This window comes from Cocleimonas sp. KMM 6892 (genome assembly GCF_035798195.1).
Lineage (GTDB): Bacteria > Pseudomonadota > Gammaproteobacteria > Thiotrichales > Thiotrichaceae > Cocleimonas > Cocleimonas flava.
On sequence record NZ_JAPFBV010000002.1, the window covers coordinates 594,520 to 618,403 of the forward strand.

Sequence of the window (23,884 nt, forward strand, 5' to 3'; positions counted from 1 at the left end):
TTTGATTAGAGCTTGGGTTGATAAACACTTACGAGAAATTTAAATGACAACATATTCCGGCCAATGTTTGTGTGCTTCCATCAAATATGAAGTGTCTAAAATAGAGCCTAAAATGGGGCATTGTCATTGTTCGATGTGTCGTAAATTTCATGGTTCTGCCTTTGCTACTTTTGGCGAAGCTAAGCGTGAAAATTTCAAATGGGTTGAAGGCGAAGAACACTTGCAAAGTTACACAGCAGACAATGGAACTATCCGTAAATTTTGTCCAACTTGCGGTTCCAGTCTCATTTTTCAGGACTCCATAGAGTCTACGGAGCTTGTAGAATTTGCTTTAGGCACGCTTGATAGTGATATAGAGCTGAAACCAGACGTGCATATATTCGTTTCATCGAAAGCAAATTGGCTAGACATCAAAGATGATTTACCGCAGTTTTCTGGCAATAGAAGAAGCAATCTAATAAACGATAACGAATAATACGTTCCTTATATATCCATTTCCTTACATTTTGAGTTGTAAAAAAGGCCCCCAAAGTAGGGGGGTGCCTTTATAGATATCTACCACTTCTTTGTTACTTCTCTTATGTATTTTTCTTTATCTATTTACACAATACATCTGCGTAATCTATTTGCGTAATCCATTTGTGCAATTTATGTCCAAAAATACCCAATAGATCATTATTTAAAACTGCACTAGTCATTATGAAATAAATAACAATATTGAACTAATCAAGGTTTATAGGTACTTAATAGCTATCAGATTATTTAGTAAGTACTAATATTCTTAATTAACTTAAGAATGTAGTTTAGAAAATTACGCTAAGCTACTTTAAGTTAAAGAAAATAACTTTATAATCCTCATCGATTTAATTTTTTATATTCAAATAAAGGAAGTAGTTCAATGAAATTTTCATATGGTGTAGTTTGTATAGCAATGGCATTAGGTTTATCTGCTTGTTCTGATGATAAAACTGATAAATCATCAGAGGCTTCAGATACTGCAACAAACGTAGTAGAGAAAGCAAAAGAAGCAACAAGTAAAGCAGTAGATGCTACTAAAGATGCTGCAGGTTCTGTCGCTGATAAAGCTAAAGAAGTAACAGATTCAGCAACTGAAAGTGTTTCTAAAGCGGCTGATACAGCAGTTGAAAAAGCAAAAGAGACCGTTAGCGAAACTACTGAAGCGGTTAAAGAAAAAGCGACTGAAATGAAAGATAGCGCTGTAGAAAAAGCAACAGAAATGAAAGACAGTGTCGTGGAAAAAGCAACTGAAATGAAAGACAGTGCAGTAGAAGCGACTAAAGAGAAATCTCAGGAAGTAATGGATGCTGCTAAAACATCAGGATCAGCAGCGATGGAAAAAGCGTCGTCTATGACTGACAGCGCTAAAGAAGCAGTTTCAAAGACAACTGATAATATGATGGATAAAGCGAAAGAAGCAGGAAGCTCTGTAATGGAAAAAGCTGTTGAAATGAAAGACTCGGCAGGTAACCTGATCAAAAGTGAAGAAGCTGCACCTGTGTTAAATAACTAATCCGAAATCTATCTTGGATTATTTAAAATACCGGCATATGTCGGTATTTTTTTGTCTAAAAAAACCGCCCAAAGTAGGGGGGTGGCTTATACTTGTTTAAAACCCTCTAAATAAAATTGAACAATTGCAAAGGTATGATAAATGCTTGAATTGAAACCTACTTGTGAGAATTGTAATAAATCGTTAGCCGCAGATTCAAATGAGGCCATGATTTGTACTTACGAATGTACATTCTGTAGAACCTGTGTGGAAAATATCTTGCAGGGTGTTTGCCCGAATTGCGGAGGTAACTTTTGCCAAAGACCTATTCGTCCTGCCAGTAAATTGTTAACGCATCCAGCCAGCACAAAAGTTGTGTTTAAACCTGTTACTTAGATCTGATTGGCTATAAATAACATTCAAATTTGAATCGCTACTTACTCTGCTTGGTAACTATTATTACCCGAAAGCTTTATTAAGATTTTAGGGATAAAGAATAACGCTGTTTTTATTATGCATACTCTTGTTTATAAATCACTCTAGTTTACGACTTGCTCTAGCTTTTCAAACTAGTAAACTCCTCACCCACAATATTACTCAAGGAAAGAGATAAAATGATTTCTGGTTTTTTACAGGGCATGAAATACGCGTTTAGCGGTTTTTCACTGATTACCAAGAAGGGTATTCGTCCTTTTGTACTTATCCCTTTGGTGATTAATATTGCTGTCTTCTCAGTTGCAATCTGGCTAGCTTCATCTCAGTTTGAAGCGTTGATGAATTATTTAACTGGCTGGTTACCCAGCTGGATGCCTGATTTTATTAAAACGGGGCTTGAATGGTTACTATGGCCCTTGTTTGCGATCCTGATTTTAATCGCTGTGTACTATACCTTTACTATCATCGCGAATCTTATCGCGGCACCTTTTAATTCTATTCTCGCCGAACGTGTAGAACAACAACTCAAAGGTCAGCCAATAACAGAACAGAAAGGTTTTAAAGCGATGATGAAGACTTTGGGCAAAACCATGGGAAGTGAGGTCAGTAAAGTCCTTTATATGTTGAAATGGGTGCCACTGCTATTACTGATTAGTGTTATCCCTGTGGTTAACGTCATATCACCCTTTGCCTGGGGTATCTATGGTGCGTGGATGTTATCGTTGCAATACACTGATTTTGCCATGGGTAATCATCAGCTGTTTATTAAGGAAGAGCTTCCTCTTTTACGAAAAAATCGTTCTATGGCACTAGGTTTTGGAGGTGTACTGACTGTATTGATGATGATTCCCATCGTTAACTTTATCGTGATGCCTGTAGGTGTTGCTGGCGGCACACGATACTGGGTTGAATCATTATCTAAGCAATAGTCCACGAACTATTAAACCCAGCTAAAACCTAACTATAAACATAATTAACTTATGTTTATAGACACAAAAAAGCCTGCAATTTAGCAGGCTTTTTTATTTTATATGATTAACTATTTAGATTTCTACGCTGTGGTAAACATTCTGAACGTCATCATTATCGTTAAGCAAATCCAGCAATTGTTCAAACTGCTCTAAATCTTCACCTGTTAATGGCGCAAGATTTTGTGCCAAATATTGGATTTCATCAACTTCAAATTCATCTACTAGAGGCTCTAACGCTTGTTTCGCTTTGAAGTACTCTGTATTTGGTGCGAAGACAGAAATCATACCATCTTCATTTTCGATATCAGTAACATCTACATCTGCTTCCATTAATGCATCTAGTGCAGCTTCTTCATCTTCGCCCTTGAATACAAAAATAGCAGAGTGGTCAAACATGTGGCTAACGGTGCCCGGTGTTCCTATCTTGCTTTTTGATTTAGTAAAACACTGGCGAACATCACCAAAAGTACGGTTTGGATTATCAGTTAGGCATTCGACTAATACCATGCTGCCTGCAGGACCAAAGCCTTCGTAAAGTGCAGGTGAGAAGTCTTCTCCGCCACCGCCTTTTGCTTTATCAATCGCTTTGTCGATTACATGGGTCGGGACCTGATCTTTCTTGGCACGATCAATCAAACTGCGCAAGGCTAGATTGCCATCAGGGTCAGGACCGCCAGCTTTTGCACAAACGTATATTTCACGTCCGTATTTACTGTAAACCTTTGCCTTCATATCTGAAGTCTTGGCCATTGACTCTTTGCGGTTCTGGTAGGCTCTGCCCATTACAATCTCTCGGTTAAATATTAAAGGTGCAAATATTACAGTTAAGTCAGCTTGATGTGAAGTAACTCATGGTATTAGTCGCAGAAGTAAATGTGTTCGCAATACCAGTTTGTAGTGTTAACAGCAAAAAAAGCCACCAAAGCCGGGGGGTGGCTTGATGAAATTTGCTCGTAATATATGAACAGTTATTTAAATACCTGCTCTCGCATTTGGTTGATTTGATCCCTGACTGCTGCCGCTTCTTCAAACTCCAGGTCTTTAGCATGCTGGAACATTTTCTTTTCCAGTTTAACGATTTCTTTTGCGATTTTATCAGGTGATAGTGTCGAGTAATCTGCCGCTTTATCAGCAACTTTATCTAATTTCTTACTTGCACGGCCACGCATCGAACTGCCATAAGCACCTTCCATAATATCCGTGATTTTCTTTGCGATACTTGTCGGTGTAATGCCATTCTCTTTATTGTGCTGGATCTGTTTGGTTCGACGACGGTCAGTTTCATCTATCGCCGCTTGCATCGATTTTGTGACGTTATCGGCATACAAAATTGCTCTACCTTCAGAGTTTCTCGCGGCACGTCCGATGGTTTGTATTAATGAGCGTTCTGAACGCAAAAAACCTTCTTTATCTGCGTCGAGTATTGCTACTAAACTGACTTCGGGCATATCCAAACCTTCACGCAATAAATTGATGCCGACTAAGGCATCGAACTCACCTAAACGTAAATCTCGAATAATTTCGACGCGCTCCACAGTATCAATATCTGAATGGAGATAACGTACACGTTGACCATGATCAAGCAAATAGTCTGTGAGATCTTCTGCCATGCGCTTGGTTAATGTGGTAATCAGTACACGTTCGTTTTTAGCGGCACGATCACTGATTTCCGACATCACATCATCAACCTGAGTGAGAACGGGTCTAATCTCTATGGTTGGATCGAGTAAACCAGTAGGGCGCACCACTTGCTCGGCAACGTTATCACTGTGTTCTTTTTCGTAATTGCCGGGTGTTGCAGAAACATGAATCACTTGAGGCACAAGTTTCTCAAACTCTTCAAAACGCAAAGGACGATTATCTAAAGCTGAAGGCAATCTGAAGCCGTATTCAACCAGATTGGTTTTACGTGAAAAATCACCTTTATACATGGCGCCGATTTGAGGAATGGTAGCATGTGATTCGTCGATGATGACTAATGCTTCATCCGGTAAGTAATCAAGTAGACATGGTGGCGGGGCTCCTGGTGGGCGACCAGATAGATAGCGTGAATAGTTTTCAATGCCTGAGCAATAGCCGACTTCTACAATCATCTCGATGTCGTATTGCGTACGTTCTTTAAGGCGTTGTGCTTCGACTAATCGATTCGCCTCGTACAGTACTTCCAGTCTTTCTTTGAGTTCTACTTTTATTTTTTCTACGGCTTCCAGCATGATTTCTCTGGGAGTAACGTAATGCGTCTTTGGATAAACCGTGAGCCTTGGCACTTTACGTAAAACTTCACCTGTTAAAGGATCGAAATAACTCAGCGTTTCAACTTCGTCGTCAAATAACTCAACACGAACAGCTTCCAGATCTGAGTCGGCAGGATAAATATCGATGACTTCACCTCGTACGCGGTAAGTACCACGGGAGAGTTCAAGATCGTTGCGCGTGTATTGTAATTCAGTGAGTCTATGCAATATCGCGCGCTGGTCTATTCTATCGCCGCGATTTAGGTGCAACATCATTTTCATATACGATTCAGGGTCACCTAAACCATATATGGCTGAAACAGTGGCAATGATAATGGTGTCTGTTCTTTCCATCATTGCTTTCGTTGCAGAAAGACGCATTTGCTCAATGTGTTCGTTTATTGAAGCATCTTTTTCGATATAAATATCCGATGCGGGCACATAAGCTTCTGGCTGATAATAATCATAATACGAAACAAAATACTCCACCGAATTATTCGGAAAGAATTCTTTCATCTCACCATACAATTGCGCCGCTAAGGTTTTGTTGTGGGCCATTATTATTGTTGGGCGTTGAGTTTGCGCAATAATATTTGCCATGGTAAAGGTTTTACCCGACCCTGTTACCCCAAGCAATGTCTGATGCATCAGGCCATCGTTAAGACCTTCGACCAAAGATTTTATGGCCGTTGGTTGATCGCCAGCAGGATCAAACTTTGTTTCTAAATTAAAAGTGGTTTGCATACAGATTCTTGTTTACTCATTTGTAAGATAGAGTATATTTCAATCTATTCTAGTTTCGGAAAATTTTTAATGTCTATTCAGTTATCCAATCGCGTACAGCGTGTAAAACCTTCTCCTACGCTAGCTATGAGCGCCTTAGCTCAAAAGATGAAAGCAGAGGGAAGAGATGTTATTAACCTTGGTGTTGGCGAACCAGATTTTGGTACACCAGAACACATTAAATTAGCGGCTATCGCTGCAATTAATGATAATAAAACCGGATATACAGCAGTTGATGGTATTAGCGAATTAAAACAGGCAATTATTGCCAAGTTTAAAAATGATAACCAGCTCGAATATGCACCCGATCAGATTCTTGTATCATGTGGGGGCAAACAGAGTTTTTCAAATCTTTGTCAGGCTTTATTGAATGATGGTGACGAAGTTATCATACCGGCACCTTATTGGGTGTCTTACCCGGATATGGTTCTTTTAGCAGGTGGTGAGCCAGTTATTGTCGAAGCTGATCAAAAACATCACTTTAAACTAAAGCCAGAATTACTTGAAAACGCCATCACAGATAAAACGCGTTTGTTTGTGATTAATAGTCCATCAAACCCAACTGGTGTGAATTATTCATACGATGAATTAGCAGCATTAGGACAAGTGCTTTTAAAGTACCCCAACATTATCGTCGCTACAGATGATATGTACGAACATATTCTGTTTAACAACGCCGAGTTTTCTAATATTTTAAACACTACGCCAGAACTTTATGATCGTTGTATTGTGCTAAACGGTGTTTCTAAAGCATACGCTATGACGGGCTGGAGAATTGGCTACGCTGCAGGTCCTGCTGATCTGATTAAAGGCATGAAAAAAATTCAGAGCCAGAGTACATCTAATCCAACCTCTATATCACAATATGCTTCAGTAGCTGCCTTAAACAGCAGCCAGGATTGCATTATTCCTATGCTGGTAGAATTTAAAAAACGCCATGATTATGTGGTGAGTGCGTTAAATGCGATTGATGGCATCGAATGTCTTGAATCAGACGGGACGTTTTATTGTTTCCCCAATGTTAGTGGTTTGATTGATCGTATTGATGGCGTGTCAAATTCTGCTGAATTATCAGAATTTTTATTAAGTGAAAAAGGAATTGCACTAGTGCCTGGAAGTGCTTTCGGCTTAGAAGGGCATATTCGTTTGTCTTTTGCTACGAGCATGGACAATTTGGAAAAAGCGATTGAACGAATTGCTTCTTTATAAATAAATTTGTAATCAGTAAATATGTAAAGACTTGATAGTGTAATAAACTATTAAGCCTGTATTGCCTGATTTCTTCATTGAAAGAAATCAGGCTTAAAGTAGGGGGGTGGGTTTAGTTTTTTCTTATCGACCTTTCTTTAGTTAAGACTGTGTTGCTTGCGTGGTTTAACTAGAAACACCGTACTCAACTCTGTAGTTTCTTATTCTAGATAGTAATTCATCATCTTTTGCTGTTTCTTCTATATGTTGAATCACATTATCCAAGCCAATTATTTTAATCACTTTTATACCATAGCTTTCTTCTACTTCTTGTACTGCAGATAACTTCCCAGTGCCACGTTCCTGACGATCTAGAGAGATGCAGATACCTGCTATTTCAGCGTTGTTTTGCTGAACAATATCAGCAGCTTCTCGACATGCAGTACCCGCACTAATGACATCATCAACAATTAAAACTTTGCCTGCTAATGGTGCTCCAACGATATTGCCACCTTCGCCGTGATCCTTTGCTTCTTTACGGTTATAGGCATAGGGTAGATCAATTCCATGTTTTTCATATAAAGTGGCACTGACAACGGCTACTAATGGGATGCCTTTATAAGCCGGGCCAAATAACATATCAAATTCAACACCAGAATCGACGATTGCTTGCGCATAATAATCTCCCAATTTTGCTAATGATGAGCCTGTTTGAAAGAGGCCAAAATTAAAAAAATAAGGACTGAGGCGGCCAGATTTAAGGGTGTATTCACCAAATTTAAGCACATCATTTGCTATGGCAAAATCGAGGAATTCCTGTTGATATGATTTCATGATATTCAATTTGTAAGAAAATAAAAGCTAAGTATAGCTAAGCTTTTGTTTTAAGCGAATGTTTCGTTCGTCGGGAACTTTTTTCTATTTTTACGGATATGATATTATGGCTTTATATAATCAAAATAATCGTAAAAGTTAAAGGGTAAGTAAATAAGATGAAAAAGATAGTTGTGCTAGGTTCTGTTCTATTAATTACATTATCTGCTCAAGCTGGTTTATATCGTTGGGTTGATGACGCGGGAAACGTTCATTTTTCTGATAAAGTTCCAGCAGCTGCCTCTACAAAAACGCACTCTGAATTAAACAAGACAGGTGATGTTACCAAAACGGTAGATCCTGCTTCGATCCAGAATGAAATAGATCTGGAAAAAATAGCGGCTAATGAGAAAGCGAAAAAAGAAGAAATACAACGAATCAAACAAGAAGCTCTCGATATTGTTTACAAGAGAGATGATTATTTATTAGCTACTTATGAAAACGAAGATGAATTAAAGCATTCTTTTGAAAGCAAAATTAAAATGCTAAAAGGAAATTCAAGAATTCTTGAAGCTCAGAATAATGTATTAACCAAAAAAATTGCAAATCTGGAAAAGAAAGTCACTAAGGTTACACATAAAGATACGTTGCTTACTTTAGCCGGAAAAATTGTAAATATTAATAAGACTATTGTGCAATATAAGCAAGCATTAGAAGAAAATGAAACTCAAATTGCTAAATTAAATTCAGACTACAAAACTGATTTAGAAAGATTTAAAGAGTTAACAAAGTAAATTCTTCGCTAGAAAAAAATAATAATGATAAAATTTAAATCAAAATATATCGCGGTAATTCTCTGCTTATACCTGCCCGTAGAAGCTGCGTATTACCGTTGGACAGATGATAATGGTAAAACCCATTACTCATATAGCGTACCTGCGTCTAAATCTCAGCTTGGTCATGTAGTTATCAGCAAGCAGGGTATAGAAACAGAAAAAGTCATGTCTGCTGAAAAGAAAAGACAAATCAAAGAATTGGCTGATTTAAGAGCCATGAAAAAGCTACAGGCTGATAAAGAAAATAAGATTAAAGAGTTTCAAGCCGCCGAAGACAATTTATTACTGTCTGTATTTAGCAGTGAAAAAGAATTGGTTAAAGCCTATGACAGTAAACTACAACTTGCTCAAGTCACCATCGATCTGTTGAAAGGCAGGCACAAAAAACAATCTATTAAGTTAGAAGTTTTAGAACAAAAACACGAGAGAATGGTAGATATTAAGCACAAACAGGCTTTAGAAAAGCAAATTGATGTGGTTCTCGATAATCTCAAGATATACCAACAAGCTATTACAGAAAATCTCATAGAAAAAGATAAAGTTAAAGGTGAGTTTGAAACTACATTGGCTAGATTCCAGAAGCTGATGGTAAAACCAGCTTCTGAATAATCAGTGTCTGCATTGACTATATTTGCCTAGCCAGCTTAGCTAAGTTACATAGCCTATTAATAAATCAAGATCGATTAATTACTATAGTTAGCCAGCACACTTTGTAAGACTTCTTTCTCTAATCTTGCACCAAATGTAGCTACAGTTCTAGCTGCAGACTCACTTGCCAGCATTCCTGCATCTTTGTCACTCATTCCTTGTGTTAGTCCGTACATGAAAGCACCTGCAAACATATCACCAGCACCATTGGTATCTAAAGCAGTTACTTTATTCGCTTTTATATCTACTTTATTGCCATCAGTAAAAACCATTGCACCTTTATTCCCCTGGGTGACAACCAGTTTATTAGTCAATTTTTGTAATTCTGTAATTGCATCATTTAAATCGGTTTTTCCGGTGTAAGTGCATGCTTCTTCCTCATTGCAGAATAAAACATCAACACCGTCTCCAATAATTTCACCCACGCCGTCTTTAAAGTAGGTAACCATGGCTGGGTCAGAAAACGTAAATGCAGTTTTAACGTTGTTCTGTTTAGCAATTTTACGTGCTTCTAATGCAGCATTTCGAGAAACATCTGAGGTTACTAAATAACCTTCGATGTATAAGAATTCCGAATTAATTAAGTCATCAATATGCAGATCATCTACTGAAAAGTCTGAAGTGATACCAAGGTAAGTATTCATGGTGCGCTCAGCATCATCTGTAACCATGACGATGCATTTACCCGTAATGCCATCGCCTTTAATTTGATCTAATTTTGTTGTAACACCAGCTATAGCCAAATCTTTCATGTAAAAATCGCCAGTCTCATCATCCGCAACTTTACAGGCATAGAACGTTTTACCACCTAATTGGCTGATTGCAACGATAGTGTTAGCTGCTGATCCACCGCCAGCTCTTTTTTTAAGGCCGAAGTTTTCTTTTAAATTAGCGAGTAAACTGCTTAATTGATCTTCTTCAATTAATGTCATTAAACCCTTTTCAATGCCGTTTTCTGCAAGAAAAGCTTCGCTAACTTCAAATTCTTTATCGACTAACGCATTGCCAATGCCGTATACATGGTATTTCATAGAAAGTGTCTCTTAATAAAATTTAATATTTGGCGCGTAATTTAACAGATTTTGATAAAAACAAATACTTGAAATACGATACAATAGCCACATAATCTTTTAATAAAAATACGGAGAAATTTGTACTTAGATGAATTACCAACATATAAATATCCCTGAGTCAGGATCAAAGATAACAACTAACAGTGACTTCTCGTTAAATGTTCCGGATAAGCCAATAGTTCCGTATATAGAAGGGGATGGTATTGGTATAGATATTACTCCAGTGATGAAGAAAGTTATCAATGCTGCTGTTGAAAAATCTTATGGTGGCTCAAAAGAAATCCAGTGGATGGAAATCTTTGCCGGAGAGAAAGCCACTAAAGTCTATGGTGCAGATGTCTGGATGCCAGAAGAAACCATGCACGCTATTAAAGATTATGTTGTGTCCCTCAAAGGTCCTCTAACAACACCAGTAGGTGGAGGTATTCGATCTCTCAATGTAACACTAAGACAGGAATTGGATTTATATAATTGTTTACGACCAATTCGCTACTACGATGGAACACCAAGCCCTGTACGTGAGCCTGAAAAAACGGATATGGTTATTTTTAGAGAAAACTCTGAAGATATTTATGCTGGCATTGAGTGGGAAAGTGGCACCCCAGAAGCGAAAAAAATCATCGACTTTTTACAGAATGAAATGGGTGTAACCAAAATTCGTTTTCCTGAGACTTCTGGTATTGGTGTAAAGCCAGTTTCAAAAGAGGGAACAGAGAGATTGGTTCGAAAAGCTCTTCAATATGCCATTGATAATGACAAACCAAGTATGACCCTGGTTCATAAAGGCAATATCATGAAGTTTACTGAGGGCGGCTTTAAACAATGGGGTTATGAATTAGCTAAAAATGAATTTGGCGCAACCGAATTAAACGGTGGTCCATGGCTTTCATTTAAGAACCCTAAAACAGGTAATGAGATTATCGTCAAAGACGTCATCGCTGATGCTTTTTTACAAAACATATTACTTCACCCGGAAGATTATGATGTTATCGCCACACTTAATTTAAACGGTGATTATATTTCTGATGCATTAGCAGCTCAGGTTGGTGGTATAGGTATCGCGCCTGGTGCAAACATGTCAGATACGATTGCATTATTTGAAGCTACACATGGAACTGCGCCACCAATTGCTGGTCTTAATAAAGCAAACCCAGGTTCCATTATTTTATCTGCTGAAATGATGTTAAGACATATTGGATGGGTTGAAGCAGCAGACTTAATCGTTAAAGCATTATCCGGAGCAATCGCAGCCAAAAAAGTTACTTTTGATTTCTCCTCTCAAATGGATGATGCAACAGAAGTAAGTTGTTCAGAGTTTGGTGATCAAATGATTTCTCATATGTAAATTCTTGATTATTATTTTGATCGTCAACAGAGAACAAAAAGTGAGAGTAAGAGAACAAAGAAATGCCAGCTAAACAGTTAACAAATCAATACATGATAAGCAGGAATGTAATAGTAAACCATTCAGATGATGATATTGACCATGAGTCAGGTTTGGTGGTGCAAGAATCCCGCCCAGAAGTAGCCGAACCTAAACGATATATGGTTATACTTGTAAATGATGATTTTACACCGATGGAATTTGTCGTAGAAATCTTACGACAGTTTTTCAACCTCGATGAAGAAGCAGCTACTCGAATTATGCTGAATGTTCATACTAAGGGGAAAGGTGTATGTGGCGTTTATTCTAAAGACATTGCAGAAACTAAAGTTGTCATGGTAAATGAGTTTGCTAGAGAGCATGAGCATCCTTTACTTTGCACTATGGAACAAGCTTAGTGACGAACTATAGAGAATGTACAGTTGTAAAAAGGGCTAATGTAAGGAGATACAGATGTTAAGTACTGAAGTTGAATATTCTATAAATAAATTATTCAGGGATGCGCGTGACAAGCACCATGAATTTGTAACAGTGGAACATCTATTATTATCAATGACGACAAACCCTTCGGCTGGAAAAGCTTTAAGGGCTTGTGGTATAGATATACCTATTTTACAAACAGAACTAGAAAGCTATATTGAAGAAAGCACCCCCCTACTTACAGCCGAAGATAAACGTGAAACTCAGCCTACTTTAGGCTTTCAGCGAGTTATTCAAAGAGCGGTATACCATGTACAAGCTACTGGTAAAGGTGAGGTTAGTGGAGAAAATATCTTAGTCGCTATTTTTGGTGAGCCTGAATCTCATGCGGTTTATTATTTAGCAAGACAGGATATGTCTCGCCTGGATTTAGTGAATTATGTGTCTCATGATATTCGCAAAGATGAAGCAATGCTTTCAGATTTTAGCTTAGATGAAACGAATAGCTCATCAGAAGATTCTGATATAAACCAGGACACAGACCAAGAGTCTGAAGAAGTTCAAGAGAGCCCTCTAGAAAAGTTCGCTACAAACCTTAATCAACAAGCTATTGAAGGAAAGATAGACCCTTTGATTGGTCGTGAACTAGAAGTAGAGAGAACAGTACAGGTTCTTTGTCGCCGCAGAAAAAACAACCCACTACTTGTTGGTGAATCCGGTGTTGGTAAAACTGCCATCGCTGAAGGCTTAGCTAAACGCATCGTAGATAAAGAAGTACCAGAAGTTTTAGAAGAAGCAATCATTTACTCTTTAGATTTAGGAGCGATAGTTGCAGGTACTAAATATAGAGGTGATTTCGAGAAGCGTTTAAAAGGTGTTCTTACTCAAATCAAGAAAGAAGAGCATGCGATTCTGTTTATTGATGAAATTCATATCATGATAGGAGCGGGTGCTACCTCTGGTGGCACGATGGATGCGTCTAACTTGTTAAAGCCAATGCTCGCAACTGGCGAACTTAAATGCATAGGTTCTACAACTTTTCAGGAATATCACAGTATTTTTGAAAAAGAGAGAGCATTATCCCGTCGTTTCCAGAAAATTGATATTAAAGAGCCTAGTGTTAACGAAACAGTCAAGATTCTCAAAGGCTTAAAATCACGATTTGAAGAGCACCATGGTGTTACCTATACCATTCCTGCTTTAGAGTCAGCTGTAAAGCTTTCTGAGAGATATATCACAGATCGATTTCTCCCTGATAAAGCTATAGACGTTATTGACGAGGCGGGTGCTAATAGACAGCTACAACCAAAATCAACGCGTAAAAAGAAAATTACAGTTAGAGATGTTGAAGCGATAGTAGCAAAGATTGCGCGCATACCTCCTAAGACTGTATCTAGTACTGATATGGAAGTACTTAGAAACTTAGATCTTAATTTGAAGCGTGTTGTTTTTGGTCAAGATATGGCCATTGACCAATTAGTTACTGCAGTAAAGATGTCACGTTCAGGATTGCGTGATGACTCTAAACCGATTGGATCGTTTGTTTTTGCTGGACCTACTGGTGTTGGTAAAACAGAAGTAACTAATCAACTGGCTGAAAACTTGGGAATTGAATTACTTCGCTTTGACATGTCTGAGTATATGGAGCGACATACTGTTTCACGTTTAATTGGTGCTCCTCCAGGATATGTTGGGTTTGATGATGGTGGATTATTAACAGATGCTGTTAACAAGAACCCACATGCTGTGTTGTTACTGGATGAAATAGAAAAAGCACATCCAGATGTTTTTAATCTTTTATTGCAAGTTATGGATAATGGATTCTTAACAGACAGTACAGGACGTAAAGTAGACTTTAGAAATGTAATACTAGTTATGACCAGTAATGCTGGAGCTGAGAACATCAGTCGTAGCTCTATGGGATTCACTAAACAAGATCATTCTTTAGATACCATGAAGGCTATCGAAGGAGTGTTTACACCTGAGTTTAGGAATAGACTTGACGGCGTCATTCAATTCAAGCCTTTGGATGAGAATGTGATTATTTCTATCGTTGACAAGTTCCTCATAAAACTAGAGGCACAATTACATGACAAAAAAGTTACGCTTATTGTCGATGATAAAGCTAAGCGCTGGTTAGCAAAAACTGGTCATGATCCTGTTATGGGAGCTCGTCCTATGGAAAGACTCATCCAGGAGAAAATTAAGCGCGGTCTAGCTGATGAAATACTATTCGGAACGTTAAGTAAAGATGGTGGTACTGTTAGAATAACCGAGAAGGCTGATGATTTGAAATTAACATTTGAATCTAAGGCAGTCCCAGCATAAGACTAAAACAGTCATTAACATCTCGATGAGAGATGTTGACACACAAAAAAGCCAAAGTATTTCACTTTGGCTTTTTTGTATTCTGAATTTTATTTTTTCTAAGATTAGATATAATTTAATATTTATCTGTATAAGGTGGTCATTATTCTCGACCTATTTGCTCTTACTTATTATAAAGATATATTACTTCGGCAACGTGTCTAGGGTCTTTATATAAGTTTGGGTATAGCTTCTCATTAATGTTCGAATCAATTCTATCGAACGTTGTATCGTCTATAACACCAGAGTTATATAAACATTCCAAATGATATAGCAGATTATTATATTGTTCTTCTGTGTTACTGCACTTAGGGGAGATATCTACATAAGTGTCTAGTGCATCATTTCCCGAGATTCTTTTTTGTAATTCAACAGTAAAAACGTTAAGTTCCTCACTATTAGATGAAGACTCCAAATCAAAATCAAATTTATAAAGCAACTCATCACTGGATGACTTAATAAGCGAATGTCTTCTTTTAGAACTATATGTTATTAAATGAAAAACAGTAGTTAGTATGATTGACGCGGAGGCTAATAACAGAACTAAAGATACTGTTTTATTGTTTAGATTAAATTGTGATAAGGAGAATGCACTAATAGCGCTAATAAATAATAATGCAACAATTAAGATAAATTTTTTATTAGGCAGAGTATTTTTCGTTTTAAGGAATGTGTCTGTTAAATCTATTTTTTTATGAACAGATCCAAACAAAGAAATTTCATTTATCTCCAGATAATTACTCGAAGATATCTTTAATTCAGTAGTCTTATAAAAATTACTTAAATAAACAAAATGTGTATAGAGTTCTTTTTTCATCTTATGAATCAACCTTCAAAAGAATGAATATACTTCAGTTTTTAGCTAAATAACTTTATAACTACCTTGTATGTATTGTTGCTCAGATTAAACAATCAAACGTCACTTTATTGGAGATGAGTGGCTATTACTTTCGCCCGCCAATTAATTCATCCTGAAATTTTTGTAACTCATCCCATTTGCCTTCACTAGCTAGTTTGGCCTGTTGTGGCCAACTCTCTGGTTCATGGACTCTATATTGAGGGCCACCTTCATCTAATAGATTTTTAAGAGTATCCCTTTGCTGCTCAGATAAATCTTTAAATGTATGTATTCCTGATTTTCCTAGCAATTCCTGGATTTTAGGGCCAATACCCTCAATTTTCTTTAAATCATCCTTAGTAATGATAACTACGTCCACTGATGGTTCAGTGCTATTATCTTGAAGAGACTTTTGGTAATCCGTTAATCCTTTCCAGTCATTATTATGCGCCATACCTGCTTGATGGGGCCAGGTTTCAGGGCTATGCATACTATACGGATTCCCCGCTTCTGCTAGAATACTTTTCAGTCGTTCTTGATTAGAGTTGTGTAGTTGACTAAAGGTATATATACCACTTTTATTTAATAGTTCTTCAATTTTAGGTCCTATTCCTTCAATTTTCTTTAGATCATCGTAGTCTTTTATATCATCGTTATTAGCAACCTCTTGAGCTGTATTTTTCGTAGACGAGTTATCAGAAGATGTAACAGCATCGGTATTTATAGTTGTTTCAGAGTGCATAAACTCCTGGTAAATATTCAACTCTTCCCATTGTCCTTTTTCAGCCATTGCTGCCTGATGTGGCCAAGATTCTGTTTCGTTCTTGTTAAATCGACTGTCTGCTTCAACAATATAGCTCTTCAAAACATCTGTATCAGAGTTACTTAGTTGTTGAAACGTGGTTATACCTTTTGAATATAAAATTTCTTCTATTCTTGGACCGATACCTTCTATTACCTTTAAATCATCAGATGGTTTTATTGGAGGCACGGTATTTACATGGAGTGAGGCTTTTTGTGATCTGGAAATAAAAGCTTGATACTCTTTTAGTTTATTCCAGTCACCTTTCGAAGCTAAACTGGCTTGATGTGGCCATGTTTCAATTTCTTTCCTATTCGTATTGTTAGTTACAAGTCTTTCTTGAAGAGACTGTAGAGTTTCTCTTTTTATATCCCTTAAATCAGTAAAAGAATTAACTCCTTCCTGCTTTAATATGGTTTGAACTTCGGGCGTGATGCCACTGATTTTAGTAAGCTCATCTATTCTAGGCTTAGAATAAATCCTATCATCATTACTTTTGATTATTCTAACTTCACCAGTAGTCTGTGGCACATATTTTGGCTCTTCGACTTTTGGTGAAACTATCGACTGTTTATAATTGTTTGCGCTTAAGTTTGACGAATTACTACTATGAACGGCACCATCATTCTCACTAAATAATTTTTTGAATAACCAGCAAAGAAGGCACCCAAGTAAAAAAGCACCCACAAGCATAACCAAAATCTCGCCTGTCGCATCCTGGTTGTTATAGTTTTTGGTTACATCGTTGTTAAACATAATTTTTCCTTAATACGTTTTAACTATCTAGTGTTTAAATTTTAAAACTTACGAATCGTTCTACTTCTTTTGACTTGGAATAATTTCTACACGTCTATTTAGCAATCGACCTTGTTCGGTATTATTGTCTTTGATAGGCTCAAACTCACCACGGGAAATAATATCTATCTGAGCAATTGGTGCACCTTTGCTAATTAGCATCTCACGAATAACCATGACTCTTTTTATACCTAATGCTAGATTAGCCTTATCCGAGCCGATATTATCTGTATGTCCTATTAGTGTGATTAAATTTTCCGGACGTTTATTCATCCACTCAACAACTTCATCAAAATATTTTGAAGCTTCTTCACTATATTTAGGCTCTGCCGAATAGAAAGGGAAATATAATCGCGCAGATTTAAAATCGCTTTCAGTATCTAGATTGGTGTATTCCAAATCCAGGTTTTGTGTATCAGTTTTAGTGGATATTTCGGCTAATGGCTCAACTGATTCAACACCCTCTTTACTAGTAGGATTCTTTCCAACATTAGTTTTATTAGTTGACTCATCTTGTACTAATTTTGGCTCATCTTTTTTAACAATACTTTCTTTGTTTGTTTCTAATGCCTGCAATGCATCGATTATTCCATTTCCATCTAAATCTACAGGTTGATCAAAATTACTACCGTATTCCTCAGCATCTGATTTCCCATCGCCATCTGTGTCAGTTTTTAAAGGATCTGTACCATGCCTTAGTTCCTGTGCGGTTGATATTCCATCATTATCATCGTCTGGATCAACAGGATTAATCAATTTATCACCATCAGTATCCTGTAATTCATTGCCTTCAGGGCTTCTGACTTCTTCATTGTCTTTTAGCCCATCGCTATCAGTATCATTAGACAGAGGATTGGTGCCTATTGTAATTTCATAACGTGTAATTAGTTTGTCATTGTCATCATCTTTGTCATTAATATTAAGAACACCATCAGAATCTGTATCTAAAGGATTGTTAATATTTTTACCAATTTCTTCATTATCATTAATGCCATCATTATCTGAATCTGCTTTCTCAGGATTGCTGCCTAGCTTCTTTTCCAAGACATCACTAATCGTATCATTATCTGTATCAGTATCATCGACAGCATCGATAGCATCGATTATTCCATCTAGATCCGAATCTAGGGGAGTTTCTATATTCGCACCTATTTCAACTGAGTCACTTATTCCGTCGCCATCTGTATCGACTTTTTTAGGATCGGTATTTAGTTTTGCTTCTAAAGAGTCGCTTAATCCATCACCGTCTTGATCAGTTTCTTCTTCGGTATCAAGTGCATCTATAATACCATCTTTATCAGTATCAGTTGGGAGATCAAGATTTTCACCTATTTCCTTTGAATCAGATATACCGTCACCGTCAGTATCCAGTAGTAGGGAGTTAGTCCCCAGTAAAGTTTCATTACTGGTGCTGATTGAATCATCATCGTCATCTGCATCTAGGGCATTTATGATTCCATCAAGGTCAGTATCTTTAGGATTTTCAGGATTTTTGCCTACTTCTTTAAAATCACTGATCCCATCATCATCAGTGTCCTGACGTAATGAGCTGGTACCTATTTTTTCTTCGACAGAGGTTTTAATACCATCATTATCATCATCGTCATCTAAGGCATCTATTATTCCATCTGAATCTGTATCTAAAGGTGCTGAGACAGATGCGCCAATTTCTTCATTATCAGGAATGCTATCTTTATCGGTATCTAAGAGTAGGGGGTCGGTACCTAATAACTTTTCTTCCTCATCGCTTAAGCCATCAGAATCGGTATCTACTACTTGATTAGCAGAGATATTTGATTTGTTTTCAGGAGTTGTTTCTTGTTTAGGAGTTGTCGCTAGAGTTTCGGTAGAGTTTGAACCACAAGTATTTTTTATATTGCAGGTGTAATGCCACCAGCTTCCTAAAAACCACAATGAAGTCGCAATCACCGTTAGCAAAATATAAAATTTATTTGTACTTTTCTTCATAAAGAATAATCCATTAACTACAAATCCAGTACAAATTCACCCTTATCTTTGCGCTAAAGATTCCATGAACAGTCAGTATCTGGTGATGTACAGTTTGCATCTATAACTGCACAGGCTATTTATATCCTTATTGATGCTTTTTTGTGAAAGATATTCTGATTAAAACTGAATATTAAATGATAAGTGGCATGAGTAATTTATCTGTATCTACTTTTAGCAATTTTTTTACTTTGATAGCTTATGTATCCAGAAACTAATACCCATGGTTAACAGAACCGAAGATGCGAAAACATATAAACCATAGTGCACATCGACTTTGGCTAAAACACCTAATTTTACAGACACTAATAAGAGCGCTACAACAAACACATCGAGCATTGACCACTTACCAAACGTTTCTATAATTTGTAATGTTTTATCTAGAAATGAGCCTTTTTCAAACTGCATATTAGTAATTAATACCAAGCTAGCTATTTTTATAGCAGGTATACATAAACTGAAAATAGCGATGACATAAAATAAAAACCATTCTTGTTGTAAATAAAGACCTTTAATCGTAGAAAGTAAGGAAACTGTGTTTTCAAAGAAATACATTTTTTCTAGAGTCAGTAATGGTGCTGAGACACCTACAACAAGACAAGTCAAAGCAGCCATGAGTAGTAAATTTATTATTATTCCCTGCCTAGGAAAATTTCTTATGATAGATTTCATTCATTTAATACCCATGATTTAAAACTTATACTTGCCACACATGCTTCTATAGATGATGATTATCTACTGTTTTTCAAGTTTTGAGGAAATTAATGTGTTAAACGCTTACCACCAACATGTCGCAGAACGCGCTGAGCAGGGAATTCCACCTTTGCCTCTAAGTGCAGAACAAACCGCTGAATTAGTAGAACTACTAAAAAAACCAGAAAGCGGCACAGAAGAAGAATTATTAGATCTTATTACTAATCGTGTTCCTGCTGGCGTAGACCAGGCGGCATACGTTAAAGCTGGCTTTTTAGCGGCAATAACAACGGGAGAAGCTTCTTCTCCATTAATCGATGATTTAAAAGCAACACAGTTATTAGGAACAATGTTAGGTGGTTACAACATAAAGCCTCTTATCGATTGCTTAAGCAATGACAAATTAGCACCGTTGGCTGTTGAAGCATTATCAAAAACACTATTAATGTTTGATGCATTTTATGATGTTAAAGATTTGGCTGATGCTGGTAATGATTATGCTAAACAAATCATGCAATCCTGGGCTGACGCAGAATGGTTTACTTCTAAAGAGAAACTAGCGGAAAAAGTTACCGTAACTGTATTTAAAGTGCCGGGCGAAACAAATACTGATGACCTTTCACCTGCACCTGATGCCTGGTCACGACCTGATATCCCTTTACATGCATTAGCCATGTTAAAAATGCCACGTCCTAACTTTGTTGATAAGCCATTAGAGACAATCGAAGAGCTAAAAGCTAAAGGTCATCCTGTTGCTTATGTAGGTGACGTAGTAGGTACAGGCTCATCACGTAAATCAGCGACTAACTCAGTCTTATGGACTATGGGTGATGATATTCCGTTTATTCCTAATAAACGTGAAGGTGGTTACTGTTTCGGTAATAAAATTGCACCGATATTCTTTAACACGATGGAAGATTCAGGCGCATTACCAATTGAAATGGATGTTTCAAAAATGGAAATGGGCGATGTAATTGACGTTTATCCATACGAAGGTGTTGTAAAACGTTCTGGAACAGATGAAGTCATTGCAGAATTTGAATTAAACACACCAGTTTTACCCGATGAAGTTCGTGCAAATGGTCGTATCCCTCTTATTATTGGCCGTGGTTTAACAGCACGCGCAAGAGAAGCACTAGGCTTAGAGCCTTCTGATGTATTTGCTAAACCAGACGAGCCAGCTTCTTCAACTAAAGGTTATACCTTAGCGCAGAAAATGGTTGGTAAAGCATGTGGTTTACCAGGCGTTCGTCCAGAGCAATACTGTGAACCAAAAATGACAACGGTAGGTTCGCAAGATACTACAGGTCCAATGACTCGTGATGAGCTTAAAGATCTAGCTTGTCTTGGCTTCTCTGCAGATTTAACCATGCAGTCATTCTGTCACACAGCAGCTTATCCTAAGCCAGTTGATATCGACACACAGCACAACCTACCAGATTTCATTATGAATCGTGGTGGTGTTTCATTACGTGCAGGCGACGGTATTATTCATTCCTGGTTAAACCGTATGTTACTTCCTGATACTGTTGGTACAGGTGGTGATTCACATACACGTTTCCCATTAGGTATTTCTTTCCCTGCTGGATCTGGTCTTGTAGCATTTGCTGCAGCGACAGGTGTTATGCCATTAGATATGCCTGAATCAGTGTTGGTTCGTTTCACAGGTGAAATGCAACCAGGCATCACTTTACGTGACATGGTTAACGCAATTCCGCTTGCGGCGATTAAGTCTGGTGATTTAACGGTTGAGAAAGAAGGTAAAAAGAATATCTTCAGTGGTCGTATTCTTGAAATCGAAGGTTTACCAGATCTAAAAGTGGAGCAAGCTTTTGAATTATCAGATGCATCTGCAGAGCGTTCAGCGGGTGGTTGTTCTATTAAGTTAGGCAAAGAGTCTATCGCAGAATACCTAACCTCTAACATCACCATGTTGAAGTGGATGATCTCTGAAGGTTACGGTGATATTCGTACTATCGGACGTCGTATTACGGCGATGGAAGAATGGCTAGCAAATCCAGAATTAATGGAAGCTGACGAAGATGCAGAATACGCAAAAGTATTTGAAATCAATATGTCTGAAATCAAAGAGCCTATCCTGGCTTGTCCAAATGACCCTGATGATGTGAAAACCTTGTCAGAAGTTGCAGGCGCTAAGGTAGATGAAGTCTTCCTGGGTTCTTGTATGACAAATATCGGTCACTTCCGTGCAGCGGGTAAATTACTACAAAAAGCAGGAAAAACTGTTCCTACACGTATGTGGATTGTTCCACCGACTAAAATGGATGAACATCAGTTGATGGAAGAGGGTTACTACAGCATCTTCGGTAATGCTGGTGCACGTACAGAAATGCCGGGCTGTTCATTGTGTATGGGTAATCAGGCTCGAGTAGCTCCTGGTTCGACGGTTGTTTCTACGTCAACACGTAACTTCCCTAATCGTTTGGGTGATGGTGCAAATGTTTACCTTAGCTCAGCGGAACTAGCATCAGTCGCTGCTTTAATAGGCAGAATTCCTACTACTGAAGAGTACATGGAGTATGCTAAAGAGTTAGATACTATGTCTGCTGATATTTATCGTTACCTAAACTTCAACGAAATTGAGTCATATCAAGCGTCTGCGAAAATTGGTGAAGGTAAATTACTGGATATTCCAGTGGTAGCAGCATAATCTATCGATTTACATTTCGATGCTGTTAACGCTTTTTGATTGTAACTAACAGTTAAAGAGCGTTATAAGAATAAAAAGAGGTATTCCAGAAATGGAATGCCTTTTTTTATGGGTAATTTTTATATGTAAAGTATTTCATAATCGACTTATTATTATTTTCACGATGATCTAAACGTAAAGTATTTCAGGAGCCACTAAGGCATATTATTATGGATAAACAAAACAACCCTTATGGTGTTGCACCTAAGGCTACAACACATGAGCAAGTTACTTATGCGCCAGTAAAAAATAATAGTTTGGCAATTGCATCATTAATTTTGGGATTGTTATCAATCTTCTTATCTGTATTAACAGCAATTCCTGGTGTGATTACCGGCCACATGGCACTGTCTAAAATTAAAAAAGCACCTATGGATTACGAAGGCAAAGGAATGGCAATTACTGGGTTAATACTCAGTTATCTATTTCTCATTCTATCGTTGCTGTTTATCTTTGCTATCATCTATATGGTCATGGAAATACCAGGTTTCAAAGAGTCACTATCTGAAGGTTTTAACGAAGGTGTTCAACAAGGCATGCAACATTGATATCAATAAAAAAGTACACTAATAAAAAGTGCCCCAAAGTAGGGGGGTGCCTTTATAAATGGATATATTAAATACCTTTCTTAATAACGATTTATCAGCATTTCAGTTTATGGCGATCGCTGCCATTTTTATCTGGACTGGGTTTGTAAGAACTGGAATCGGTTTTGGTGGTGCTGCTTTAGGCTTACCATTACTGTTATTAGTCGATGATCAGCCGTTAGTATTCTTGCCTATTATCGGCACACATTTATTATTGTTCACCTCATTTACTATTGTCAGCAGAATACAGAATGTAAATTGGCCTGTTGTTGCAAAGTCCATGTCTATCATCATAGTTCCGAAAATATTAGGACTCATTGGGCTTTTAAGCCTGCCGAATTACTGGCTGATTATAATAGTGTTCAGTATCACGCTTTTTTATGGTGCTACGTGGTTATTAAATTACACGATACGAAGTCAGTCAAAAGCAGTAGATGTTGCTTTGCTGACGCTTGGTGGTTATATCAGCGGCACATCTTTGACAGGTGCTCCCTTGATAGTTGCGGTAGTAGCTCGTTATGTCAATAAAATACAATTACGTGAAACATTGTTTGTAATCTGGATAATTTTAGTCGCTTTTAAAATGACCGCATTTGTTGTTTATGACGTTGAGTTGCAATGGCAATTTAGCTTGGTATTGATTCCTTTTGTGGCGATAGGTCATTATATTGGCTTACGAGTGCACGACTATTTCATTAATACCGATAGTAATATGTTCCATCGTGTATTGGGTGCCTCGCTCATTGTTATTTCAGGCATAGGCTTAATCAAACATATATTCTGATAACAT

21 protein-coding genes are annotated in these 23,884 nt (G+C 37.5%); 13 read left to right on the forward strand and 8 right to left on the reverse strand.

Annotated features, from left to right (window positions below):
• Nucleotides 1-43 precede the first annotated feature (43 nt).
• From OO007_RS08205 to cysZ, 4 genes are all read left to right on the forward strand, one after another.
• Nucleotides 44-475 carry a GFA family protein gene (locus OO007_RS08205; RefSeq protein ID WP_325808435.1) on the forward strand — a complete coding sequence of 144 codons (432 nt, stop codon included), beginning with the start codon at nucleotides 44-46 and terminating at the stop codon, nucleotides 473-475.
• A 423-nt stretch (nucleotides 476-898) separates the two neighbouring features.
• Nucleotides 899-1,531: a hypothetical protein gene (locus OO007_RS08210; protein ID WP_325808436.1), complete on the forward strand. Its 633-nt coding sequence runs from the start codon at nucleotides 899-901 to the stop codon at nucleotides 1,529-1,531.
• Nucleotides 1,532-1,672: 141 nt separating this feature from the next.
• Nucleotides 1,673-1,906 carry a DUF1272 domain-containing protein gene (locus OO007_RS08215; RefSeq protein WP_325808437.1) on the forward strand — a complete coding sequence of 78 codons (234 nt, stop codon included), beginning with the start codon at nucleotides 1,673-1,675 and terminating at the stop codon, nucleotides 1,904-1,906.
• Nucleotides 1,907-2,124: 218 nt separating this feature from the next.
• A complete protein-coding gene (cysZ, locus tag OO007_RS08220; RefSeq protein ID WP_325808438.1) occupies nucleotides 2,125-2,874 on the forward strand; it encodes a sulfate transporter CysZ in 750 nt (249 codons plus the stop codon).
• Between the two features lie 114 nt (nucleotides 2,875-2,988).
• On the opposite strand, the gene OO007_RS08225 is transcribed toward cysZ, so the two are convergent.
• Nucleotides 2,989-3,699, reverse strand: a complete 711-nt coding sequence (locus OO007_RS08225) for a YebC/PmpR family DNA-binding transcriptional regulator (protein WP_131905249.1) — start codon at nucleotides 3,697-3,699, stop codon at nucleotides 2,989-2,991.
• A 185-nt stretch (nucleotides 3,700-3,884) separates the two neighbouring features.
• Entirely contained in the window at nucleotides 3,885-5,894 is a 2,010-nt protein-coding gene (gene uvrB, locus OO007_RS08230; protein ID WP_325808439.1) for an excinuclease ABC subunit UvrB, read from the reverse strand.
• 69 nt (nucleotides 5,895-5,963) lie between these two features.
• Between uvrB and OO007_RS08235 the strand changes: the two genes are divergently transcribed.
• Entirely contained in the window at nucleotides 5,964-7,142 is a 1,179-nt protein-coding gene (locus OO007_RS08235; protein ID WP_325808440.1) for a pyridoxal phosphate-dependent aminotransferase, read from the forward strand.
• A 165-nt stretch (nucleotides 7,143-7,307) separates the two neighbouring features.
• On the opposite strand, the gene pyrE is transcribed toward OO007_RS08235, so the two are convergent.
• A complete protein-coding gene (pyrE, locus tag OO007_RS08240; RefSeq protein ID WP_325808441.1) occupies nucleotides 7,308-7,955 on the reverse strand; it encodes an orotate phosphoribosyltransferase in 648 nt (215 codons plus the stop codon).
• A 158-nt stretch (nucleotides 7,956-8,113) separates the two neighbouring features.
• Here pyrE and OO007_RS08245 point away from each other — a divergent pair, with 158 nt between their 5' ends.
• Both OO007_RS08245 and OO007_RS08250 read left to right on the forward strand, forming a co-directional pair.
• The gene (locus tag OO007_RS08245) at nucleotides 8,114-8,728 is read left to right on the forward strand and encodes a DUF4124 domain-containing protein (protein WP_325808442.1); all 615 of its coding nucleotides are present in this window, start codon (nucleotides 8,114-8,116) and stop codon (nucleotides 8,726-8,728) included.
• A gap of 24 nt (nucleotides 8,729-8,752) precedes the next feature.
• Nucleotides 8,753-9,379, forward strand: coding sequence for a DUF4124 domain-containing protein (locus tag OO007_RS08250; RefSeq protein ID WP_325808443.1), 627 nt, complete (start codon nucleotides 8,753-8,755; stop codon nucleotides 9,377-9,379).
• Nucleotides 9,380-9,453: 74 nt separating this feature from the next.
• Here the strand turns inward: OO007_RS08250 and OO007_RS08255 are convergent, their stop codons facing one another.
• Nucleotides 9,454-10,449 carry an adenosine kinase gene (locus OO007_RS08255; protein WP_325808444.1) on the reverse strand — a complete coding sequence of 332 codons (996 nt, stop codon included), beginning with the start codon at nucleotides 10,447-10,449 and terminating at the stop codon, nucleotides 9,454-9,456.
• Nucleotides 10,450-10,579: 130 nt separating this feature from the next.
• Between OO007_RS08255 and icd the strand changes: the two genes are divergently transcribed.
• The 3 genes from icd (at nucleotide 10,580) to clpA (ending at nucleotide 14,623) form a co-directional block, all read left to right on the forward strand.
• Nucleotides 10,580-11,836, forward strand: a complete 1,257-nt coding sequence (gene icd / locus OO007_RS08260) for an NADP-dependent isocitrate dehydrogenase (protein WP_325808445.1) — start codon at nucleotides 10,580-10,582, stop codon at nucleotides 11,834-11,836.
• 92 nt (nucleotides 11,837-11,928) lie between these two features.
• On the forward strand, nucleotides 11,929-12,273 hold the full coding sequence (gene clpS, locus OO007_RS08265; protein WP_131906125.1) for an ATP-dependent Clp protease adapter ClpS: 345 nt from the start codon (nucleotides 11,929-11,931) through the stop codon (nucleotides 12,271-12,273).
• Nucleotides 12,274-12,328: 55 nt separating this feature from the next.
• Nucleotides 12,329-14,623, forward strand: a complete 2,295-nt coding sequence (gene clpA / locus OO007_RS08270) for an ATP-dependent Clp protease ATP-binding subunit ClpA (RefSeq protein WP_325808446.1) — start codon at nucleotides 12,329-12,331, stop codon at nucleotides 14,621-14,623.
• A 163-nt stretch (nucleotides 14,624-14,786) separates the two neighbouring features.
• Here clpA and OO007_RS08275 read toward each other — a convergent pair whose 3' ends face one another.
• The 4 genes from OO007_RS08275 to OO007_RS08290 form a co-directional block, all read right to left on the reverse strand.
• Nucleotides 14,787-15,479: a hypothetical protein gene (locus OO007_RS08275; protein WP_325808447.1), complete on the reverse strand. Its 693-nt coding sequence runs from the start codon at nucleotides 15,477-15,479 to the stop codon at nucleotides 14,787-14,789.
• 127 nt (nucleotides 15,480-15,606) lie between these two features.
• A complete protein-coding gene (locus OO007_RS08280; protein ID WP_325808448.1) occupies nucleotides 15,607-17,058 on the reverse strand; it encodes a helix-hairpin-helix domain-containing protein in 1,452 nt (483 codons plus the stop codon).
• 60 nt (nucleotides 17,059-17,118) lie between these two features.
• Nucleotides 17,119-19,065, reverse strand: coding sequence for an OmpA family protein (locus tag OO007_RS08285; protein WP_325808449.1), 1,947 nt, complete (start codon nucleotides 19,063-19,065; stop codon nucleotides 17,119-17,121).
• Between the two features lie 225 nt (nucleotides 19,066-19,290).
• On the reverse strand, nucleotides 19,291-19,776 hold the full coding sequence (locus OO007_RS08290; protein ID WP_131905237.1) for a paraquat-inducible protein A: 486 nt from the start codon (nucleotides 19,774-19,776) through the stop codon (nucleotides 19,291-19,293).
• 94 nt (nucleotides 19,777-19,870) lie between these two features.
• Here OO007_RS08290 and acnB point away from each other — a divergent pair, with 94 nt between their 5' ends.
• The 3 genes from acnB to OO007_RS08305 all read left to right on the forward strand — a co-directional run bounded on the left by acnB (nucleotide 19,871) and on the right by OO007_RS08305 (nucleotide 23,878).
• A complete protein-coding gene (gene acnB / locus OO007_RS08295; RefSeq protein WP_325808450.1) occupies nucleotides 19,871-22,468 on the forward strand; it encodes a bifunctional aconitate hydratase 2/2-methylisocitrate dehydratase in 2,598 nt (865 codons plus the stop codon).
• Between the two features lie 209 nt (nucleotides 22,469-22,677).
• A complete protein-coding gene (locus tag OO007_RS08300; RefSeq protein ID WP_325808451.1) occupies nucleotides 22,678-23,055 on the forward strand; it encodes a DUF4190 domain-containing protein in 378 nt (125 codons plus the stop codon).
• Between the two features lie 58 nt (nucleotides 23,056-23,113).
• Nucleotides 23,114-23,878 carry a TSUP family transporter gene (locus OO007_RS08305; protein WP_325808452.1) on the forward strand — a complete coding sequence of 255 codons (765 nt, stop codon included), beginning with the start codon at nucleotides 23,114-23,116 and terminating at the stop codon, nucleotides 23,876-23,878.
• The last annotated feature ends 6 nt before the right edge of the window (nucleotides 23,879-23,884 follow it).

Bases quoted from the DNA above. Each gene is read 5' to 3' on its own strand.
- OO007_RS08245 (WP_325808442.1), top strand. From the start codon at position 8,114: ATGAAAAAGATAGTTGTGCTAGGTTCTGTTCTATTAATTACATTATCT.
- OO007_RS08210 (WP_325808436.1), top strand. From the start codon at position 899: ATGAAATTTTCATATGGTGTAGTTTGTATAGCAATGGCATTAGGTTTA.
- OO007_RS08300 (WP_325808451.1), top strand. From the start codon at position 22,678: ATGGATAAACAAAACAACCCTTATGGTGTTGCACCTAAGGCTACAACA.
- cysZ (WP_325808438.1), top strand. From the start codon at position 2,125: ATGATTTCTGGTTTTTTACAGGGCATGAAATACGCGTTTAGCGGTTTT.
- OO007_RS08305 (WP_325808452.1), top strand. From the start codon at position 23,114: ATGGATATATTAAATACCTTTCTTAATAACGATTTATCAGCATTTCAG.
- OO007_RS08235 (WP_325808440.1), top strand. From the start codon at position 5,964: ATGTCTATTCAGTTATCCAATCGCGTACAGCGTGTAAAACCTTCTCCT.
- uvrB (WP_325808439.1), bottom strand. From the start codon at position 5,894: ATGCAAACCACTTTTAATTTAGAAACAAAGTTTGATCCTGCTGGCGAT.
- OO007_RS08280 (WP_325808448.1), bottom strand. From the start codon at position 17,058: ATGTTTAACAACGATGTAACCAAAAACTATAACAACCAGGATGCGACA.
- OO007_RS08205 (WP_325808435.1), top strand. From the start codon at position 44: ATGACAACATATTCCGGCCAATGTTTGTGTGCTTCCATCAAATATGAA.
- OO007_RS08275 (WP_325808447.1), bottom strand. From the start codon at position 15,479: ATGAAAAAAGAACTCTATACACATTTTGTTTATTTAAGTAATTTTTAT.
- OO007_RS08250 (WP_325808443.1), top strand. From the start codon at position 8,753: ATGATAAAATTTAAATCAAAATATATCGCGGTAATTCTCTGCTTATAC.
- OO007_RS08255 (WP_325808444.1), bottom strand. From the start codon at position 10,449: ATGAAATACCATGTATACGGCATTGGCAATGCGTTAGTCGATAAAGAA.
- clpA (WP_325808446.1), top strand. From the start codon at position 12,329: ATGTTAAGTACTGAAGTTGAATATTCTATAAATAAATTATTCAGGGAT.
- OO007_RS08225 (WP_131905249.1), bottom strand. From the start codon at position 3,699: ATGGGCAGAGCCTACCAGAACCGCAAAGAGTCAATGGCCAAGACTTCA.
- OO007_RS08285 (WP_325808449.1), bottom strand. From the start codon at position 19,065: ATGAAGAAAAGTACAAATAAATTTTATATTTTGCTAACGGTGATTGCG.
- OO007_RS08290 (WP_131905237.1), bottom strand. From the start codon at position 19,776: ATGAAATCTATCATAAGAAATTTTCCTAGGCAGGGAATAATAATAAAT.
- pyrE (WP_325808441.1), bottom strand. From the start codon at position 7,955: ATGAAATCATATCAACAGGAATTCCTCGATTTTGCCATAGCAAATGAT.
- OO007_RS08215 (WP_325808437.1), top strand. From the start codon at position 1,673: ATGCTTGAATTGAAACCTACTTGTGAGAATTGTAATAAATCGTTAGCC.
- icd (WP_325808445.1), top strand. From the start codon at position 10,580: ATGAATTACCAACATATAAATATCCCTGAGTCAGGATCAAAGATAACA.
- clpS (WP_131906125.1), top strand. From the start codon at position 11,929: ATGATAAGCAGGAATGTAATAGTAAACCATTCAGATGATGATATTGAC.